This is a genomic window from Streptomyces sp. NPDC001536 (assembly GCF_042894505.1).
Taxonomy (GTDB): domain Bacteria; phylum Actinomycetota; class Actinomycetes; order Streptomycetales; family Streptomycetaceae; genus Streptomyces.
In genome coordinates, this window is the sequence record NZ_JBIAVQ010000002.1 from 161,750 (window position 1) to 181,300 (window position 19,551).

13 protein-coding genes are annotated in these 19,551 nt (G+C 72.4%); 4 read left to right on the forward strand and 9 right to left on the reverse strand.

From position 1 onward, the window contains the following. Positions 1–39 precede the first annotated feature (39 nt). Entirely contained in the window at positions 40–2,583 is a 2,544-nt protein-coding gene (locus ACFY0U_RS05980) for an ATP-dependent Clp protease ATP-binding subunit (protein ID WP_388630858.1), read from the forward strand. Here ACFY0U_RS05980 and ggt read toward each other — a convergent pair whose 3' ends face one another. Beyond that, complete coding sequence (gene ggt, locus ACFY0U_RS05985) at positions 2,584–4,380, reverse strand: gamma-glutamyltransferase (RefSeq protein ID WP_388630861.1); 1,797 nt, start codon at positions 4,378–4,380, stop codon at positions 2,584–2,586. 144 nt (positions 4,381–4,524) lie between these two features. Between ggt and ACFY0U_RS05990 the strand changes: the two genes are divergently transcribed. Together ACFY0U_RS05990 and ACFY0U_RS05995 are read left to right on the forward strand one after the other, a co-directional pair. Beyond that, positions 4,525–5,283 carry a hypothetical protein gene (locus tag ACFY0U_RS05990; protein WP_388630864.1) on the forward strand — a complete coding sequence of 253 codons (759 nt, stop codon included), beginning with the start codon at positions 4,525–4,527 and terminating at the stop codon, positions 5,281–5,283. Positions 5,284–5,399: 116 nt separating this feature from the next. Next, positions 5,400–6,968 carry a CocE/NonD family hydrolase gene (locus ACFY0U_RS05995; protein WP_388630867.1) on the forward strand — a complete coding sequence of 523 codons (1,569 nt, stop codon included), beginning with the start codon at positions 5,400–5,402 and terminating at the stop codon, positions 6,966–6,968. Between the two features lie 233 nt (positions 6,969–7,201). On the opposite strand, the gene ACFY0U_RS06000 is transcribed toward ACFY0U_RS05995, so the two are convergent. Then, positions 7,202–7,945 (reverse strand): amino acid ABC transporter ATP-binding protein, encoded by a 744-nt coding sequence (locus ACFY0U_RS06000; RefSeq protein WP_388630871.1) that lies wholly within the window; start codon positions 7,943–7,945, stop codon positions 7,202–7,204. Positions 7,946–8,069: 124 nt separating this feature from the next. After that, positions 8,070–8,477: a DUF6278 family protein gene (locus ACFY0U_RS06005; RefSeq protein ID WP_388630874.1), complete on the reverse strand. Its 408-nt coding sequence runs from the start codon at positions 8,475–8,477 to the stop codon at positions 8,070–8,072. 191 nt (positions 8,478–8,668) lie between these two features. Here ACFY0U_RS06005 and ACFY0U_RS06010 point away from each other — a divergent pair, with 191 nt between their 5' ends. Continuing rightward, positions 8,669–10,420, forward strand: a complete 1,752-nt coding sequence (locus ACFY0U_RS06010) for an SGNH/GDSL hydrolase family protein (RefSeq protein ID WP_388630876.1) — start codon at positions 8,669–8,671, stop codon at positions 10,418–10,420. Between the two features lie 3 nt (positions 10,421–10,423). Here ACFY0U_RS06010 and ACFY0U_RS06015 read toward each other — a convergent pair whose 3' ends face one another. From ACFY0U_RS06015 to ACFY0U_RS06040, 6 genes are all read right to left on the reverse strand, one after another. Then, on the reverse strand, positions 10,424–11,203 hold the full coding sequence (locus tag ACFY0U_RS06015) for an exodeoxyribonuclease III (RefSeq protein WP_307024093.1): 780 nt from the start codon (positions 11,201–11,203) through the stop codon (positions 10,424–10,426). Between the two features lie 30 nt (positions 11,204–11,233). Further along, complete coding sequence (locus ACFY0U_RS06020) at positions 11,234–11,869, reverse strand: MBL fold metallo-hydrolase (protein WP_388630880.1); 636 nt, start codon at positions 11,867–11,869, stop codon at positions 11,234–11,236. Positions 11,870–11,942: 73 nt separating this feature from the next. Continuing rightward, a complete protein-coding gene (gene pcaC / locus ACFY0U_RS06025; RefSeq protein WP_388630883.1) occupies positions 11,943–13,244 on the reverse strand; it encodes a 4-carboxymuconolactone decarboxylase in 1,302 nt (433 codons plus the stop codon). A gap of 97 nt (positions 13,245–13,341) precedes the next feature. Continuing rightward, positions 13,342–14,322, reverse strand: coding sequence for a hypothetical protein (locus ACFY0U_RS06030; protein WP_388630886.1), 981 nt, complete (start codon positions 14,320–14,322; stop codon positions 13,342–13,344). A 129-nt stretch (positions 14,323–14,451) separates the two neighbouring features. Continuing rightward, positions 14,452–16,638 (reverse strand): SWIM zinc finger family protein, encoded by a 2,187-nt coding sequence (locus ACFY0U_RS06035; protein ID WP_388630889.1) that lies wholly within the window; start codon positions 16,636–16,638, stop codon positions 14,452–14,454. Continuing rightward, positions 16,635–19,448 (reverse strand): SNF2-related protein, encoded by a 2,814-nt coding sequence (locus ACFY0U_RS06040; RefSeq protein ID WP_388630892.1) that lies wholly within the window; start codon positions 19,446–19,448, stop codon positions 16,635–16,637. Before ACFY0U_RS06040 ends, ACFY0U_RS06035 begins: the two co-directional genes overlap by 4 nt. Positions 19,449–19,551: the final 103 nt, after the last annotated feature.

Consider the following 19,551-nt stretch of genomic DNA (forward strand, 5'->3'; position numbering starts at 1 on the left):
CGTCCCCGGGCCCTGCGGGGATGCCGGATGGGAACGGCCATGACCAGCGGCTTCAATGGATCGGAAGGCTACGACCCCTTCGGCGAGTTCCTCGCCCGCTTCTTCGGCGGACCCCGGCCCGGACCCCGGCAGATCAACATCGGCCGGCTGCTGAGCCAGCCCGCCCGGGAGCTGGTCCGGGGAGCCGCCCAGTACGCCGCCGAGCACGGCAGCCGGGACCTGGACACCCAGCATCTGCTGCGGGCGGCGCTGTCCGCCGAGCCGACCCGGTCCCTGCTCAGCCGTGCCGGAGCCGATCCCGACGAACTCGCCGAGGAGATCGACGAGCGCTCCGGACCGGTGCAGCACCCGCCGGGTGAGGTCCCGCCACCGACCTCGCTCTCGCTGACCCCGGCCGCCAAGCGCGCCCTGCTGGACGCGCACGACCTCGCCAGGGCGCGCGGCACCGGCTACATCGGCCCCGAGCACGTCCTCAGCGCGCTGGCCGCCAACCCGGACTCGGCGGCCGGGCACATCCTCAACTCGGCCCATTTCGCCCCCTCGCCCCTGCCGCCCGAGACGTCGTCGGACGGCGGGCAGCCACACCCCGAGGCGCCGCGCACCACCGGCACCCCGACCCTCGACAAGTACAGCCGCGACCTCACCGAGCTGGCCCGGCAGGGTCGTATCGACCCGGTGATCGGCCGCGACGAGGAGATCGAGCAGACCATCGAGGTGCTCTCCCGGCGCGGCAAGAACAACCCGGTGCTGATCGGTGACGCGGGCGTCGGCAAGACCGCCATCGTGGAGGGGCTCGCCCAGCGGATCTCCGAGAGCGATGTGCCGGACGTGCTGATCGGGCGGCGCGTGGTCGCCCTGGATCTGACGGCGGTGGTCGCGGGCACCCGCTACCGGGGCGACTTCGAGGAGCGGCTCACCAACATCGTGGGGGAAATCCGTGCCCACTCGGACCAGTTGATCGTCTTCATCGACGAACTGCACACTGTCGTCGGCGCGGGCGGTGGCGGCGAGGCCGCGTCGATGGACGCCGGCAACATCCTCAAGCCCGCCCTGGCCCGCGGTGAGCTGCACATCGTCGGCGCGACCACCCTGGAGGAGTTCCGCCGGATCGAGAAGGACGCGGCGCTGGCCCGCCGCTTCCAGCCGATCCTGGTGCCGGAGCCGTCCGTCGCGGACGCCCTGGAGATCCTGCGCGGCCTGAGCGACCGCTACGAGGCCCACCACCAGGTGCGCTACGCGGACGAGGCGCTGGTGGCCGCCGTGGAGCTCTCCGACCGCTATCTCACCGACCGCCGTCTGCCCGACAAGGCCATCGACCTGATCGACCAGGCCGGCGCCCGGGTGCGGCTGCGCGCCCGCACCAAGGGCACCGACGTGCGGGCCCTGGAGCGCGAGGTCGAGCAGCTGGCCCGGGACAAGGACCAGGCGGTGGCCGACGAGAGTTATGAGCGGGCCATGCAACTGCGCGACCGCATCACGGAGTTGAAGCAGCGCATCGGCGAGGCCACCGGGCACGACGAGGCCGACGAGGGGCAGAACCTGGAGGTCACCGCGGAGGCGATCGCCGAGGTCGTGTCGCGGCAGACGGGCATCCCGGTCGCCAGCCTCACCCAGGAGGAGAAGGAACGGCTGCTCGGCCTGGAGGAGCACCTCCACCAGCGCGTGGTCGGTCAGGAGGAGGCGGTGAGCGTGGTCGCCGAGGCCGTCATGCGCTCCCGTGCCGGGCTCGCCAGCCCCGACCGCCCCATCGGCAGCTTCCTCTTCCTCGGCCCGACCGGCGTGGGCAAGACCGAGCTGGCCCGCGCCCTCGCCGAGGCGCTGTTCGGCAGCGAGGAGCGCATGGTCCGCCTGGACATGAGCGAGTACCAGGAACGCCACACCGTCAGCCGGCTCGTCGGAGCCCCGCCCGGATACGTGGGCCACGAGGAGGCCGGGCAGCTCACCGAGGTCGTCCGTCGGCACCCGTACTCGCTCCTGCTGCTGGACGAGGTCGAGAAGGCGCACCCGGACGTCTTCAACGTCCTTCTCCAGGTCCTCGACGACGGCCGCCTCACCGACTCCCAGGGCCGCACGGTCGACTTCACCAACACGGTCGTGGTGATGACGAGCAACCTCGGCTCCGAGGCGATCACCCGCCGCGGCGCCGGCATCGGCTTCGGGCCGGGCGGCGCCGACGCCGACGAGGAGGCCCGCCGCGAACAGATCCTGCGGCCTCTGCGGGAACACTTCCGCCCGGAGTTCCTCAACCGCATCGACGAGATCGTGGTCTTCCGCCAGCTCACGGAGGAGCAGCTCCGCCGGATCACCAACCTGCTCCTGGACCGGACCCGCCGTATGCTCCACGCCCAGGGCATCACGGTCGACTTCACGGACGCGGCGGTCGACTGGCTGGCCAAACGCGGCTACCAGCCGGAGTACGGCGCCCGCCCGCTGCGCCGCACGATCCAGCGGGAGGTCGACAACGAGCTGTCCCGACTGCTCCTGGACAGCCGCGTGCAGGAAGGCGGCCGGGTGCGGGTGGACGTGGAGGGCGGGCATCTCGAGTTCCGTACGGAAGAGGAGATGCCCACCCCCGAGTTGTGACTACCGCGCCGGGTACACCACCTGCGCCGAGCCACCACCCCGACGTACCGTCTCGGCGGCCGCGAGCCACTTCCCATTGGGCAGCCGCTGTACGCCCGTGGCCGCCCCGATCTCGGCGTTCAGCCTGAACGAGTGCCCGATGGACTCCAGTTGGGACCTCAGGCTGCCCGGGCTCGTGTCGTTGAACAGCGCGGGCTCCATCTCCGTCTGCGCGGCATTGCGCTGGCTCACCCGCGGCGCGGCGATCGCGTCGACGAGCGGCACGCCCCGGTCCGCGAACCGCGTCAGCGTCTGCAACACGGTGGTGATGATGGTCGCCCCACCGGGCGAACCGAGCGCCACCACGGGCTTGTTGTGCTGGTCGAGCACGATCGTCGGCGAGATCGAGGACCGCGGCCGCTTGCCCGGACCCGGCAGGTTCGGGTCGTGCACGGCCGGGTTCGCGGGCACGAAGGAGAAGTCCGTCAGCTCGTTGTTGAGGATGAACCCACGCCCGGGCACGGTGATCCCGCTGCCGCCGGTCTGCTCGATGGTCAGCGTGTAGGAGACGACGTTCCCCCACTTGTCGGCGACCGTGAGATGCGTGGTGTTCTCGCCTTCGTACGTCGTCGGCGCCGCCGTACCGGTGGAGCCGGGGTTGCGCGGGTCACCGGGAGCGACGGGGCTGGTGAGGACGGCGTCGTCCTTGATGAGGGCGGCACGCGAGTCGGCGTACTCCTGCGACAGCAGCCCCTTCGTCGGTACGTCTTCGAAGGCCGGGTCGCCGACCCAGCGCCCCCGGTCCGCGAACGCGATCCGACTGGCCTCGATGTACCGGTGCAGGTACTGGACGTCGCTCGCCTTCGAAAGGTCGGTGTTCTCAAGGATGTTGAGGGCTTCACCGACCGTCGTGCCGCCGGAGGAGGAGGGTGCGATGGAGTAGACGCCGAGTCCGCGGTACGAGGTCTTGGTGGGCGCCTGGAGCTTCGCCCGGTAGGCCGCGAGGTCCTTCTCCGACAGGTCGCCGGGGCGGGCGTTCCAGCCGGAGGCCGGGTCCACGGGCGGGTCGTTCACGGTGTCGACGATCTCGTCGCCGAGGCCGCCGCGGTAGAGGGCGCCGACGCCCTTCTTGCCCAACTCCTCGTATGTACGGGCGAGATCGGGGTTCTTGAAGGTGGAGCCGACGACCGGGAGCTGTCCGCCGGGCAGGAACAGCTTCGCGGTGTCCGGGAAGTAGCGGAACCGGGTCTCGTTGAGTGCGGTCTGCGAGCGGAAGGTGCCGTCGACGGTGAATCCGTCGCGGGCGATCCGCTCGGCGGGCTTCAGGACCGTGCCGAGTCCTTTGCTGCCCCACTTGTCGAGGGCCGTCGCCCAGGTGGCGGGCGTGCCCGGCGTACCGACGGCCAGCCCGCTGCTGACGGCGTCGGCGAACGGGATGGCCTTGCCGTTCTCGACGAACAGATTCTCGTCGGCGGTCAGCGGCGCGGTCTCCCGCCCGTCGATGGTGTGCACCTTGCGGGACTTGGCGTCGTAGTAGACGAAGTAGCCGCCCCCGCCGATGCCGGAGGAGTAGGGCTCGGTGACCCCGAGCGCGGCGGCCGTGGCGACGGCGGCGTCGACCGCGTTGCCGCCCTTCTTCAGCACCTCGATACCGGCCGAGGAGGCGTCGAGGTCGACGCTGGCGACCGCGCCGCCGTATCCGACGGCCACGGGGACCTTCTGGGGTGGGGAAGCAGATGGCGGCGCCGTCGCCCCCACCGAAACCACGGCGGCCGAGACCGCCAGTACCGACAGTTTCCGCGCGACAGGGCGACGCATGCGTACCTCCAGGCCGGGACCGTCCGCGCAGCGTAACCACAACACCCGGGGCCCGACAGCCCCATTCAGGGCACCTGACATGAGAACGCCACACTTCGAACACCGGTACGTACCAGCAATGTCGGCCCGCTAGCATGCGCGCCCATGAATGACGACGTGCGCAACATCGTTCTGGGCGTGGTCGCGGCCGGCATCAGTGCCGCCCTCGGCTGGGTGGCCCGCACCTACCTCTGGAAGCGCAAACTCCGCAGGAAGCAGGCGTTCTTCGGGCTGCCGGACAACTCCGAGTCCCTGCTCGTCGTCAATCGCGACGCCGGCAGCCCCGACCTCGCCGTGCACCGCTACGACGTCTTCGCGCTCCTGGAGCTCTCCGCGCTCATCAAGGACTGCGGTGCGCACGCCGAGGTGATCACCCAGGACACCGCCCGGCAGGGCTTCGGGGAGCGCACGGAGTTCTGCGTCGGCGGTCCGGGGTCCAACCGGCGCATGGCGGCCCATATGCACGCCATGCTGCCCGGGGTGCGGGTGAACACCGATCCGGAACCGGGCCCGGACCGGCTGGCCTTCCAGATCGGCAGCGAGCGTTACCGCATGGAGAAGGGCCTGTCCGAGTACGTGCTGCTGGCCCGGCTCACGGCGGGGCAACCCGGCCTGAACCGGCCTGTCTTCCTGTTCAGCGGCCAGACCGCGATCACCAACCAGGCGGCGACCCGCTACCTCGCCCGCAATCACGAGCGGCTGTCACGCAAGTACGGGAACAACACGTTCGTCCTGCTGCTGAAGGTGGTCAACTCACAGGCGTACGGCCCGGACGTCGCCGAGCTGGTCGCGGACGTGACCCGGGCCGCGCAGGCACCGCTGCCGACACCCGCAGCTCCCCGCAACTCCCACCGCGCCTCCTGAATTCATTCACATGACAACAATCGTTACTCCCACGTAACTTACCGACGGGTTACCTACGGTAAGAGCCCGAGGTTACCGTCGGGTCACTTTGCACTTACACGAGTGAGGAGTGACCTGTGGGACACCATCGCAAGGCCCTGCGCACCACCGCCGTGGGCGCCGTCTCCGCGACCCTGATCGCCGGTGGGGTCCTCGGCGCGGCCCCCGCCGCACAGGCCTCGGCCAACGGCGTGCGGTTCGTCGACATCAGCGGCGAGGGCGGCACCGTCCTCAAGGCGAACGTCATCACCCCGGCCGGCGCCGACGGCAGCCGCAGCTACCCGCTGCTCGTGCTGCCCACGAGCTGGGGCCTGCCCCAGGTCGAGTACTTCGCCCAGGCCCAGAAACTCGCGAACTCCGGCTATGTGGTGCTCAGTTACAACGTGCGCGGCTTCTGGCAGTCCGGCGGGGAGATAGAAGTGGCGGGCCCTCCCGACATAGCCGACGCCCGCAAGGTCATCGACTGGGCGCTCGCCAACACCCCCGCCGACGCGCAGCAGGTCGGCATGGCCGGTGTCTCCTACGGCGCCGGCATCAGCCTGCTCACCGCCGCACAGGACAAGCGCGTCAAGGCGGTCGCCGCCCTCAGCGGCTGGGCCGACCTGATCGACTCGATCTACTCCGGCCGCACCCAGCACGTCCAGGCCTCGGCCCTCCTCGACGGCGCGAGCCTGGTCACCGGGCGCCAGAGCGCCGAACTCCGGGAGATCTTCGACGACTTCTACGCCTCCAACCTGTCCAAGGAACAGGACATGCTCCAATGGGGGAAGAAACGTTCGGCCGCCACATATGTGGATCAGCTGAACAAGAACGGCGCAGCGGTCATGATGGCCAACGCCTGGGGCGACACGATCTTCCCGCCCAACCAGTACGCCGACTTCTACGAGAAACTCACCGGCCCGAAGAGACTGGAGTTCCGCCCCGGCGACCACGCGACCGCCGAGCTCACCGGTCTGCTGGGGCTGCCCAACGACGTGTGGACCGACACCGAGCGCTGGTTCGACCACTACCTCAAGGGCGAGGACAACGGCATCGATCGCGAGCAGCCGGTCCGGCTCAAGTCCCGTTCCACGGGCGGCTACGAGGGCTACATGGACTGGAAGTCGGTCGGCGCGACCCGCAAGAAGCTCGCCCTGTCCGGCACCACCACGATCCACACCAACGTCGACTCGGGCGCCAACGGCGGGGTCGTCTTCCTGTCCAGCATCCTCGACCAGGTGGCCAAGCTGCCCCCGGTCGCCTCGATCCCGCTGCTCCCGCGCACCTGGGCGGCGGTGTGGCAGTCGGAGAAGTACGCGACGACCCAACGGGTGCGCGGCACGGCCAAGTTGCACACCACTCTCACTCCCACCAAGGAGAGCGGCACCCTCGTCGCCTACCTGTACGACGTGGGGCCGCTCGGCCTCGGCAAGCTGGTCAGCAACGCGCCGTACACCTTCCACGGGCAGACGCCCGGCAAGCCGTTCGGCGTCGACCTGGAGCTGTACTCCACGGCCTACGACGTCCCGGCAGGGCACCGTCTCGCCCTGGTCGTCGACACGGTCGACCCGCTCTACATCGAGCACAACCCGTCCGGCGCGCGGCTGACCTTCTCCTCGCCGTCGAACGACCCGTCGTACGTGTCGATTCCGCTGCGCGAGCAGTGATCTCCGGCCGGCGCCGGGCGGGTATGGCTCTGTGAGCTGCCACCCCCTACGGTCTCGGGGCCGTGGGGGGATCCCCACCCGGCAGCAGCGTCCCCGGCGGGATCACCGTCACCACGGGGATGAACGGCACATCGTAATCGACGCCCGACACGGCGGACCTGCCGCGGTGCACGCCGGCCCTCGGACGTCCGGACACACGTGTGGTGCGGTACATGGGTCGTACTCCCCCCGGGTCAATGCGTGAGGATCTTGGAGAGGAAGTCCTTCGCGCGCTCGCTGTTCGGGTTGGTGAAGAACTCCTCGGGGGTGCGGTCCTCGACGATGCGGCCGTCGGCCATGAACACCACGCGGTTGGCGGCCGAGCGGGCGAAGCCCATCTCGTGGGTGACGACGATCATGGTCATGCCGTCGCGGGCGAGTTGCTGCATGACCTCCAGGACCTCGTTGATCATCTCCGGGTCGAGGGCCGAGGTCGGCTCGTCGAACAGCAGGGCCTTGGGCTCCATGGCGAGGGCGCGGGCGATGGCCACGCGCTGCTGCTGGCCGCCGGAGAGCTGCGCCGGGTACTTGTCCGCCTGGTCGGCGAGGCCCACGCGGTCGAGAAGCTGACGGGACCGCTTGTCGGCCTCGTCCTTCTTGCGCTTGCGGACCTTGGTCTGGGCCAGCGAGATGTTCTGGAGGACCGTCTTGTGGGCGAAGAGGTTGAAGGACTGGAAGACCATGCCGACCTCGGCGCGGAGCGCCGCGAGGGCCTTGCCCTCCTCCGGCAGCGGCTGTCCGTCCAGCCGGATCTCACCGGACCGGATGGTCTCCAGCCGGTTGATCGCCCTGCACAGTGTCGACTTTCCCGACCCTGACGGGCCGATGACCACGACCACCTCCCCCTTGCCGACCGTGAGGTTGATGTCCTGGAGGACATGCAGTGCCCCGAAGTACTTGTTGACGTCACGCAGCTCGATCAACGGATCGACGGCCATGCCCAGCCCTACCCACTCTCAGCTGTGTCGCGATTGCCGCAAACTATCCAGACAAGAGTGGAGTTAATACACGACACGCACTTTTCGGGCATTAGCCGTATTTACGCCTTGCTTACGTCCCGCACTAGGCCTCCGCCACCTCGGCGTACAGCTGGGAGAGTTCGGGAACCCCGCTCGCCGCCCACTCATGACCGTCGGCGACGACATCGAACTCCCGGCCGGAGGCGAGCCGGATCACCGGCTGCCCGTCGGAGCGAATCCCCCAGCGGGCCCCCTCCACGGTCCGGACGATCACCGTCCCGAGATACAGCCCGGCGTCGTTGCCGAGCCACTCCAGCACCTCCGCGTCGTCCCGCCACCGCGGCACCAGCTGGTCGAGCGCCTCCAACGAGGCGACGGTGTCGTCGAGTTGGACACCACTGCGGTACGCCTGGTGGCGCAGCAGCTCACATTCGGAGAGGAGCCCGGCGATGCCCTCGGCGTCGTGCGCCTCTGGCTCCTTGCGCCGGTTGCCCAGAAAAGGGATCTTCATATGCCCAGCGTGTCATTGGCACACGCCCCAGCACCACAGGCGCGCGCCGGGAGTCGATTCGGGGCGACTTCACGCCGAGTTCGCGCATGGCGCGTTGACGCGCCACCGCCGCCTCCCTAACTTCACGGAGCGTCTTTCGTCTCGTCCCGACCGGTGCTGAACGGGGGAACCAGGTGCGCCGAGGTGTACGGATGTCCGCGCTCGCTCTCGCCCTGTTCGCGGTCCTGGTACCGGCCGGCCCGGCGCAGGCGACCGCCCCGCGGCGAACGGAGAGAGCGGAACCGCTGCCGCTGGAGCAGCTGTTCGACAACACCGCGGTCAGCGACGACTCCCGGCCCGGCGAGGCGGACTTCGACGGGGCGGGCGCCTCCCTGTCGGCCCAGGACCTCACGGCGGCGGGCTGGACGCCCGGCCGGACACCGACCGTGCAGGGGGCGCGGCTGGTCTGGCCACGCCGTGCGGCGGGTGCGCCGGACAACGTGCGGGCCGCAGGGCAGTCGGTGCGTGTCGGTGGCCGGGGCGACGCGCTCGCGTTCCTGGTGGCGGGCACCGGCGGCGCCGACGTGACGGGCTCGGGCACGGTGTCGTACGCGAACGGCGGCAGCTCCTCGTACCGGCTCACCGCCCCCGACTGGCGCACCGGTCCGCTCGCCACGAAGGCGGTGGCGCTGCCGCATGTGAACACGCCGGACGGTCAACTCACCGAGAAGGCACGGCTGTACGTCGTGACGGTCCCGCTCGTGCGCGGCCGCCAGGTCGCCTCGGTACGGCTGCCCGACTCGCCCGCCCTGCATGTGTTCGCGGTGTCCGTGCGGGCCACCACCCCGGGCTGGAGCGGGAGTTGGGCGACCGCGACCGCCGGGTATCCGGCCGTGGGCCCGTGGCATGAGCGGACGCTGCGGCTCGTGGTGCACACCTCGGTGGGCGGGCCGCGGGTGCGGCTGCGGTTCGACAACACCTTCGCGGCGGCGCCCGTGCGGATCGGGAGCGCGACGGTGGCGGTCCAGGAGGCCGGTGCGGCGGCGCGGGACGTGCCGGTGCCGGTCGCCTTCGGGGGTGCGGTGGGTGTCGAGGTGCCCGCGGGGGCGCAGGCGTTCAGCGATCCGCTCGACTTCGCGGTGCCCGCGGACACGAATCTGCTGGTGAGCTTCCATCTGCCGGGGACGGTGACGGCGGCGCCCGTGCACCGGCTCGCGCAGCAGCGCTCGTACGTCAGCGAGGCGGGCGACCACACCGCCGACGGCTCGGCGACGGCTTACACCACCGTGCTGACCAGCTGGCCGCTGCTGACCGGGGTGGACGTGGGCGGCGGGCCGGGGTCCGTGGTGCTGCTCGGGGACTCGATCACGGACGGGGACAGGTCGACGGTCGACGCCAACCGGCGGTGGCCCGATGTGCTGGCCGCACGGCTGCTGGCGCAGGACGTGGTCCCGCACTACGGCGTGCTCAACCAGGGGATCTCCGCGAACCGTGTGGTCACCGACCGCTATCCCGGTGACGGGGTCTCCACGGACACCGGCGGGGTGAGCGCCCTGCACCGCTTCGACCGGGACGTCCTCGCGCAGACGTCGGCACGTACCGCGGTCGTCTTCCAGGGCGTCAACGACGTGCGGTGGGGCGCCACGGCGGACGAGGTGATCGCGGGCCTGCGGGAGATCGCCGACCGGGGCCATGAGCGCGGGCTGCGGATGCTGGCCGCGACGATCCTGCCCTGCGAGGGCGAGGCGCGCTGCACGGCCGCCGTCGACGGCGAGCGGGGCGCGGTGAACGCCTGGATCCGGGACGCCGGTGTGTTCGACGGCGTCCTCGACTTCGACGGCGTGGTGCGTGACCCGGACCGCCCGGCACGGATGCTGCCCGCGTACGACAGCGGGGACCATCTGCATCCGGGGGACGCGGGTCTCGCGGCGCTCGCCGGGTCCGTGGACCTCGGTCTGCTGTAGGACCTAGACGTCGAGGTCCACGACGACGGGCGCGTGGTCCGACGCGCCCTTGCCCTTGCGCTCCTCACGGTCCACGTAGGCGTCGCTGACGGCCTTCGCGAACGGCTCGTTGCCGTAGACGAGGTCGATGCGCATACCGCGGTTCTTGGGGAAGCCGAGCTGGCGGTAGTCCCAGTACGTGAAGGGGTGGTCGTACTTGAGAGGGCGCGGGACCACGTCGGACAGGCCCGCCTCGCGCAGGGAGGCGAGGGCGGCGCGCTCGGCCGGGGTGACGTGGGTGAGGCCCTCGAAGGCGGCCACGTCGAAGACGTCGTCGTCGGTCGGCGCCACGTTGTAGTCGCCCAGGACCGCGAAGGGGCGGCTGCCCGCCGCGTCGCCCGCGACGGCGGCCTTGAGTGCCTCGAACCACTGGAGCTTGTAGGCGTAGTGGGGGTGGTCCACCTCGCGGCCGTTGGGCACGTACACCGACCAGACGCGGACCGGGCCGCAGGTCGCGGAGATGGCGCGGGGCTCGGGGGCGCCGTCGTAGCCGGGGTCGCCGGGCAGGCCCTTGACGACGTCCTCCAGGCCGACGCGGGAGATCACCGCCACGCCGTTCCACCGGCCCGTCGCGTTCACCGCCGCCTCGTAGCCCGCCTCGCGCAGCTGGTCGAACGGGAACTGCTCCTCGGCCAGCTTGGCCTCCTGGAGGCAGAGCACGTCGGTGCCGCTGCTCTCCAGCCAGGCCAGGAGCCTCGGCAGGCGGGCGGTGATCGAGTTCACGTTCCAGGTCGCGATGCGCATGTCTGACAACCTACCGGGCCCCACTGACACTCACAGCGACGCGCTCTCCCCCGGCGCCAGCCGCAGATGCTCGGAGCCGCCGAGGGCGCCGATCTGGTTGTCGTAGATGGGGCGGGCGAGGTCGGTGAGCAGGGCGTCGTGGATGTCGTACGCCCGCTGCGGCTTGACCTCGCGGACGTAGTCGATCACCTCGGAGATCTTGCTCCAGGGGGCCATGACCGGGAGCATCAGCGTCTCGACGGTGTGGTCGGGGACGGTGAGGGCGTCGCCGGGGTGGAAGACGCGGCCGCCGTCGACGAGGTAGCCGACGTTGGTGATGCGCGGGATGTCCGGGTGGATGACGGCGTGCAGTTCGCCGTGGACCTGGACGTCGAAGCCGGCCGCGGTAAAGGTGTCGCCGTGGCCGACGGTGTGCACCCGGCCCGGGAAGGCACTGGAGATCTTCTCCGCGACGGACCTCAGGGTCCAGATCTCGGCGGCCGGGTTCGCGTCGAGGGCCGCGCGCAGCCGCTCCTCGTTGAAGTGGTCGGGGTGCTCGTGCGTGATCAGGATCGCGTCCGCGCCGACCGCGGCGTCCGCCTCGCTGAAGCCGCCGGGGTCGAGGACGAGGGTGCGGCCGTCCTTCTCCAGGCGGACACAGGCGTGCGACATCTTCGTGAGCTTCATGGCTTCCATCCTGCCTCCTGGAAGGGGCCCCGGGGCGGCTCAGCCTGGTGGTTCCGCTGCCAGGCTGAGGCGCTCACTCCTCGGGCGTCGTCTCCTCGCGGATGACCTGCTGGGCCACCTTGAAGGCGCTGTTGGCCGCCGGCACCCCGCAGTAGACCGCCGCCTGGAGCAGCACCTCCTTGATCTCGACCGGGGTGAGACCGTTGCGCAGCGCGGCCCGGACGTGGAAGCCGAGCTCCTCCAGGTGGCCGCCCGCGATGAGGGCAGTGAGCGTGACACAGCTGCGGGAGCGGCGGTCGAGACCGGGGCGGTCCCAGATCTCGCCCCAGGCGTAGCGGGTGACGAACTCCTGGAAGTCGCCGGAGAACTCGTCGGCCTGTGCCAGCGCCCGGTCGACGTGCGCGTCGCCGAGCACCTCGCGGCGCACCTTGATCCCGGCGTCGTACGGGTCGGGCCGTCCCCCGCCCACGACGGGCGCCGGTACGGCGGGGGCGATCTCGGCGATCGGCGAGATCTGCTGCGGCGGGGCGGCCAGGACCGGCTTGATGGGGGCGGCCGGGATGGCCGTCTGGCCGGTGCTGGAGTCGAAGGCGGGCTGCCAGGCCGTGGAGAAGTGCCGGACCAGCAGGTCGGTGACGGCCGCGGGCTGCTCCACCGGTACGAGGTGGGAGGCGCCCGGTACCACGGCGAGCCGTGCGTCGGGGATGCCCGCGACGAGCGTACGGGCCTGTGCCGGGCCGGTGACCTGGTCGTCGGAGCCGACGAGGACGAGGGTGGGCACGCCGACGTGGGCGAGGTCGGCCCGGATGTCGAAGGCCGCGAGAGCCTCGCAGGCGGCGATGTAGCAGCCCGGGTCGGTGGTGCGGACCATCTGCACGGCCCAGTCGGTGATCGCGGGCTGCGCGGCGGCGAACCCGCTGGTGAACCAGCGGTCGGGGGAGGTACGGGCGATCGGGTCGAGTCCGTTCGTCCGCACGATCACACCGCGCTGCCGGAACTCGTCGGGCGTCCCGAATCTCGGCGAGGCGGCGATCAGCGCGAGCGAGGCGATCCGCTCCGGGTGGCGCAGGGCCAGTTCCAGGCCGACCGCGCCGCCGAGCGCGCAGCCCGCGTAGCCGAAGCGGTGGATGCCGAGCCGGTCGAGGGTGGCGAGCAGCCGGGCGGTGAGGTCGCCGACCGCGCCCGACGGGTAGGCGGGCGCGCCGCCGTGCCCCGGCAGGTCGAACCGGAAGACCCGCCACTGCTTGGCCAGCTCGGGAACCTGCCGGTCCCACATGTGCCACGTGGTGCCGAGCGAGGGGCCCAGGATGAGGACCGGGGCGTCGTCCGGGCCGTCGAGGCGGTACTGGAGGGCGGGGGTCTGCGTCTCACTCACCGCTCCACGCTAGCCGCCGTTTCTGAGGACACGGCCCCTGGGCCCCCAGTCCCCACACCTGGCTCCCTCACATCGCCGGTGAACCCTCACACCGCCTTCACCGGAGGACGGGGGCGGGGGCCGTGCCACGGACGGTCACGCCGTACCGGGCCCGCATGCGGTGCATCTCCCACAGCGAGACGACCGTCACCGACAGCGGGCCGCCCAGCAGGGAGCAGTACTGCACGACCGGCGGTCCCTCCGGCATGCCGCTGTCGATCAGGTTGAAGACCGCGAGCACCCAGACCAGCACCACGGTCACCACGGGCGGCAGCATCGGATGGACGTGGGCGGTGTTGAAGGCGCTGCGCGCGGAGTACAGCGACGCCAGGAGGAAGAAGGGAATGCCCCAGGCCAGCACGGCCAGCCCGGCGAGCCCCACCACAAAGCCCTGCCACCCGTGCAGGTCGGTCTTGGCCGCCTGACCGACTCCCAGGAGGGTTCCCACGAGGACGATCACGGTCAGCAGGTACCAGCCGACCGCCTTCAACGGGGCATGGAGCCTGGAGCGCAGATGAGGCCTCAGGTGCGGGGGCGCGTAGAGGACGAAGCCGAGGATGACCAGCGGGCCGCCGACGATCAGCAGGACCGGGGCGATGATCATGTTGGCGACGCCACCGGTCGCCGCATCCTCCCAGCCGTCCTTCTCCGCGCCGTAGGCCAGGAACAGGGCGGCCGTGGCGACCGCGCCGAGCACCGTGCGGGCCACCTGGACGCGGTCCACGGTGCGGTCCACGATCCGGCCGTCGCCCTCCTGCACGAAGAGCCGGGTGGCGACGCGGTGCGCGGAACGGAGGATGGCGGTGACGAGGTAGGGGGCGGAGAGGAACCACAGACGGCTGCGGCGGCGCGGCGCACGGCCGGGCGCGGGGGCCGGGGGCACGTAGGGGTACGGGTTCTGCGGCGGGTAGGGGTGCGGCGTCTGCGGGGGTACGTAGGGGTTGTTGACCTGCGGTCCGGGTGGCGGGCCCCACCCCTGTCCGCCCGGTGCGTTGCCGCCGGGCAGTCCCGTGCCGGGACCCCATCCCCCCGTAGCCATGCCGCTTCCCCCGTTCGTTTTCGGTCAGTTGCTGTGCCGCAAGGCGACATCGCGGCATTTTAGTGGCACATGACTCACCTTCCCCGGCGGTCACTGTGCGAACTGTGTGTGGTGGTTGTGTGAAGCGCGTCAGCCCTCGGGAGAGGCGCCCAGACCGGTCAGGGCGCCGACCGGGTCGAGGTCGGGGGTGCCGCGGGGCCACCAGTCGTCGGCGCCCGGGTCGGATTCGTAGGCGTACCACAAGCCGTCGCGGCCCAGCCGGAGTTGGACATGGCCGCGGGGGTGGGTGAGGCGGTTGCGCCAGGGGCGGAAGGCCGGGAGGTCGGCGGCGAGGAGGAGCGGGCGGGCGCGGTCGAAGCGGCCCGCCGGGGGGTCCCAGGGTTCCTCCAGGACGGCGAGGCCCTCGAACCCGCCCTGGCGCCAGGCGGCGACCGCGCGTGCCAGGTCGGCCGGGGTGCGGTCGGCCGCGGCGGCGAGCGAGGCGTAGAGCGAGCGGGTGGCGGCGGTGAGGCCGGAACCGGGGCGGGCCGCGGCGAGCCGTACCGCGTCCTGCCACAGCGTCAGTTCGGCGACCGGGTCGCGTCCGGTACTGAGCAGCGCGTGGGCGCGTCCGGCGGCGTCGGTCGCCAACTGGTCCAGTGCGAAGGGGTCCGGGCCGCCCGGGGCCGCCGGGTAGACCGGGGGCTGCTCGGGGTGCGGGGGCACCGGCAGCGGGGCCGGCAGGGGCGGGAGCCGGCGGGGGGCGAGGGCCTCGGTGGCGCGTACGCCGGGCAGGGGTGCCGGGCCCTTCTCCTGGGCGGCGCGGGCCGCGCGGGCGGCGCTCAGCCGGGACAGCGTGTCGAGCAGTTCGCGCTCGCCGCGGCCGCGCAGCAGGAGCAGGACGAAGGGGTCGGCGTCGAGCAGCCGGGCGGTCTGGTAGCAGAGGGCGGCGGCGTGCTTGCAGGGGTGGCCGCGGTCGGGGCAGCTGCACTGCGGTTCGAGGTCGCCGGGTCCCGGGAGCAGCGGGACGCCGCCCTCGGCGAGGGCGTGGGGCATCTCCTTGTCGAGCAGGGCCGCGATGTGCCCGGTCCGCTCCGCGGCGGCGTCCAGGAACCTGTCCCAGTCGGCGTCGTCGAGCGTCCGCAGCCGCACCTGCACCCGGTAAGGCCGGGGCCGGCTGCCCTGCACGTACGCGAGGACGAGCCCCGGCGTGACGGTGATGGCGTCCACATGCCCCTGCTCCGCGTAACCGCGCCCCCGCGCCAGCCGCTTGGCGTCCAGCGCGCCCCTCTCCAGGGCGTCCACCCATGCGTTGCCCCACCAGGTCTCGGCGAACCCGCCGTCGCCGTCGGTGGCTCGGGGCGCGAACGCCGGGAAGGTACGGCGCAGTTCACCGTCCCGGCCGGGGGCGGCCATGGAGCGGGGGTGACGGGGTGCGGCGGGCGGGGAGGTGTCCTGGAGGGTGGTGGCGGGGCCCGCGTCCTGCGAGGTGCGGACGGGAGCGGGGTCCCGCTCGGCCGAACTCCCCTGGTCCGCCGCCTCGTCGACACTCGCGCTCCACGGCGGTCGCCCGGCGGTGGAGCCGGTGTCCCGCCCCACGGCCTCCTCGCCGTCGTCGGGCATGCGAAAGGCGTCGGCCGCCAACTCCCTGACGGCACGCGCCCGTTCCGCGGCGGTACGGCCACCGGTGCCGCCTCGGACGGCGGGAGCGGGCGGAGTCGTACGACGTGACCGGGCCCCACCGACGGTGTCGTCCGTGTGATTCCGTCGCTCCTCGGCGCGGGCGGCCCGCAAGGCCTCACGCACCCGGTCCGCGGGCCGGGCTCCTCCCCCGGCGCCCGGGGTGGTTGTCGCCGCGTCGCCGCGCCGGTCGGCATCCTCATCTGGCGCACCGGTCGGCGGGACCGCTCCCCCGGCCGACGCGGGCGTCGCCGGGTCTGCCTCGGCATGAGCCGTGTCAACGCGCCGCAGATCACCGTCGGCGTCGGTGTCGCCGCGCCGACCGGAGAGCGCACCCCGCAGCGCGGCGCGGGCGGCATCACCCGGCCGTGCCTCACGCCGCTCCGGTTCCTGAGCTGTGGCCTGCTGCTCCGGATCCGCAGAACTCACGGGAACGGTCGGGTTCGCCGTAATGTCCTCCGCCGTCCCCGACACGGCAGGGTCCTCCGCGGCCCCCTGCTCCCCGGCGGCCCCCTCGACCGGCGCCGCACGCCGCACAGGCTCCCCCAGCCCCTCGTCCGCGGACCCCGACCGCCCGAAGCCGCGCTCCTCCGCCTCTCGGCGCTCCCGCGCCTCCCTCAGCGCCCGGCGTGCCTCGTCCGCCGGACCGCCCGTCATGACGTCCTCCGCAGGGACACCAGGTCGGACAGTTCACGGTCGGTCAGTTCGGTCAGGGCGGCCTCGCCGGAGCCGAGGATCGCGTCGGCCAGGGCCCGCTTCGCCTCCAGCATCTCGGCGATGCGGTCCTCGACGGTGCCCTCGGTGATGAGGCGGTGGACCTGGACCGGCTGGGTCTGGCCGATGCGGTAGGCCCGGTCGGTGGCCTGCTCCTCGACGGCCGGGTTCCACCAGCGGTCGAAATGGACGACATGGCCCGCGCGGGTGAGGTTGAGCCCCGTGCCCGCGGCCTTCAGCGACAGGACCAGGACCGGCGTCGCACCGCTCTGGAAGCGGTCCACCATGCGCTCGCGCTCCGGGATCGGGGTGCCGCCGTGCAGCAGGTCCACCGGGACCGCGCGGTCGGCCAGATGGGCGGTGATGAGGCGGGCCATGCCGACGTACTGGGTGAAGACGAGGGCCGAGCCGTCCTCGGCCAGCAGCGTGTCCAACAGCTCGTCCAGCAGGGCGAGTTTGCCGGAGCGGATCGCAAGACGGTCGGCCTTGGCCTCCTCCTTCAGATACAGCGCGGGGTGGTCGCAGATCTGCTTCAGCGCGCCCAGGAGCTTCAGGACCAGGCCCCGGCGCGCGATGCCCTCCGCCGTCTCGATGGCGAGCAGCGACTCGCGGACCACCGCCTCGTAGAGGGAGGCCTGTTCGCGGGTGAGCGGGACCGGATGGTCCGTCTCCGTCTTGGGCGGCAGCTCCGGGACGATGCCCGGGTCCGACTTCTTGCGGCGCAGCAGGAAGGGGCGGACCAGCCGGGCCAGCCGCCCCACCGCCTCCTCGTCCTCGCCGTTCTCGACGGCGCGGGCGTGGCGGGCGCGGAAGGACTTCAGGGGGCCGAGCAGTCCTGGGGTCGTCCAGTCGAGCAGCGCCCACAGTTCGGAGAGGTTGTTCTCCACCGGGGTGCCGGTCAGCGCCACGCGCGCGGGTGTCGGGATGGTGCGCAGCGCCTTCGCCGTCGCCGAGTACGGGTTCTTCACGTGCTGTGCCTCGTCCGCGACGACCATGCCCCAGCGCTGCTCGGCCAGCCTGGCCGCCGTGGAGCGCATGGTGCCGTACGTCGTGAGGACGAAGCCGCCGTCCAGGTCCTCCAGGGTGCGGTCGGGGCCGTGGAAGCGGCGGACGGGGACGCCGGGCGCGAACCGGGTGATCTCCCGTTGCCAGTTGCCGAGCAGCGAGGCCGGGCAGATCACCAGCGTCGGTTCGCGGCGGGCGCGCTTCAGGTGCAGGGCGATCACCGTGATCGTCTTGCCGAGGCCCATGTCGTCGGCGAGGCAGCCGCCGAGGCCGAGGGAGGTCATGAGGTCCAGCCAGGCCAGGCCCCGCAGTTGGTAGTCGCGCAGCGTGGCGTGCAGGCCCGGGGGCGGCTCGGCGGGCCGCACCCCGGCCGTCAGCCGGTCCCGCAGCGCGGCCAGCGCTCCGACCGGTACGGCCTCCACCGTCTCGCCGTCGACCTCCGTGCTGCCGGTGAGGGCGACGGACAGGGCGTCGACCGGGTCGAGCAGGCCCAGTTCGCGCTTGCGGGCCTTGCGGACGAGCGCCGGGTCGACCAGCACCCACTGGTCGCGCAGCCGGACCACGGGCCGGTGGGCCTCGGCGAGCGCGTCCATCTCGGCCTCGCTGAGCGGGTCGCCGCCGAGCGCCAGCTGCCAGCGGAACTGGAGGAGTTCCTCGCTCTCGAAGAAGCCGGTGCCGTCGGTGGCGGAGCCCGGCGCGGGCCTTACCACCGCGGCCGCGGTCAGGTCCTGGGCGAGGTCGCGGGGCCAGTGCACGGCGACCCCGGCCGCCGCGAGCCGGGTCGCGGCGACGCCGAGCAGATCGCCCAACTCCTCCTCCGACAGGGCCAGTACGTCGGGCACGTCCTGCTCGGCGAGCCGGTCCAGGGGCGCCCAGACCCTGGCGGCGCGCCGCACCGCGAGGGCGGCGTCCACGCGTGCGCGGGGGCCGAACACCGCGTCGGCCTCGCCCGACCACAGGGCCGCGGCGTCGGCCACGAGGGTGGGGTCGGCGAGGCTGTGCACCTGGACGATCGCGGCACCGGCGCTGCGGGCCCGGGCGCCCTCGTCGAAGAGGTCGTAGGCCGACAGGTCGAGGCGGAGCGAGATCCGCACGCCCGCGTCCATGCCGGCGGCGACCTCGGCGGCCCAGTCCTGTGCGCCGGGCAGCCGCTGCGGACGGCGGTCCGCGAAGGGCCTGCCGGAGGCGAGGGGCGCGGCCGGGGTGCGCGGGAGGGTGTCAGCGACGGCGTCCAGGAAGGAGCGCATCAGCGCTTCCGGTTCGGGCAGCCGGAGCGGGCCGGGGCCGGGCAGCGGGGTCGCGTGACCCTCGTGGGGCAGGGCGGCGGCGATCGCGCGCAGGTGCGCGATGTCGTCCGGGTCCAGGGGGCCGGCCCGCCAGGCGTCGTGGCCGGTGGCGGTCAGGCCGGGGAGCAGCCGGCCGCGGGCGGTGAGCCGCAGCGCGTGCAGGGCGGCGGCGCCCCAGCAGGCGGTGGCGGGGTGGGCGGCGGGGTCGCGCCGGGCGCGCACGAGGAGCGGCAGGGCCTCGGCCAGGGGCAGTTCGAGCGCGGGGGCGGTCCGGCGACGCACTCCGGCGCCGTGCCGTCGTACGACGGTGAGATCCGTGTGTCCGTCGGGCAGCGGCCCGTCCTCGGGATCCCAGAAGGCCATCCGGCCCTCGCGCGGGAGGGGCGCGGGCAGGAAGACGGCGGCGAGTCGCACGGAGACCGCGTCCACCGCTGACCCGTCCACCGCGACCGTGTCACCCATACGTCCTGCCACCTCCCCTCCCGTGTGTCGGATCAGACGTCTTCGACTCTACGGGCGGGGTCTGACAATCGGCTCCGGCGACCGGCCGGGCCGCCGTGACGGG

Bases quoted from the DNA above. Each gene is read 5' to 3' on its own strand.
- ACFY0U_RS05990 (WP_388630864.1), top strand. From the start codon at position 4,525: ATGAATGACGACGTGCGCAACATCGTTCTGGGCGTGGTCGCGGCCGGC.
- ACFY0U_RS06040 (WP_388630892.1), bottom strand. From the start codon at position 19,448: ATGGGTGACACGGTCGCGGTGGACGGGTCAGCGGTGGACGCGGTCTCC.
- ACFY0U_RS06015 (WP_307024093.1), bottom strand. From the start codon at position 11,203: ATGCGCATCGCGACCTGGAACGTGAACTCGATCACCGCCCGCCTGCCG.
- ACFY0U_RS06035 (WP_388630889.1), bottom strand. From the start codon at position 16,638: ATGACGGGCGGTCCGGCGGACGAGGCACGCCGGGCGCTGAGGGAGGCG.
- ACFY0U_RS06020 (WP_388630880.1), bottom strand. From the start codon at position 11,869: ATGAAGCTCACGAAGATGTCGCACGCCTGTGTCCGCCTGGAGAAGGAC.
- ACFY0U_RS06030 (WP_388630886.1), bottom strand. From the start codon at position 14,322: ATGGCTACGGGGGGATGGGGTCCCGGCACGGGACTGCCCGGCGGCAAC.
- ACFY0U_RS06000 (WP_388630871.1), bottom strand. From the start codon at position 7,945: ATGGCCGTCGATCCGTTGATCGAGCTGCGTGACGTCAACAAGTACTTC.
- ACFY0U_RS06005 (WP_388630874.1), bottom strand. From the start codon at position 8,477: ATGAAGATCCCTTTTCTGGGCAACCGGCGCAAGGAGCCAGAGGCGCAC.
- ACFY0U_RS06010 (WP_388630876.1), top strand. From the start codon at position 8,669: ATGTCCGCGCTCGCTCTCGCCCTGTTCGCGGTCCTGGTACCGGCCGGC.
- ACFY0U_RS05980 (WP_388630858.1), top strand. From the start codon at position 40: ATGACCAGCGGCTTCAATGGATCGGAAGGCTACGACCCCTTCGGCGAG.
- ggt (WP_388630861.1), bottom strand. From the start codon at position 4,380: ATGCGTCGCCCTGTCGCGCGGAAACTGTCGGTACTGGCGGTCTCGGCC.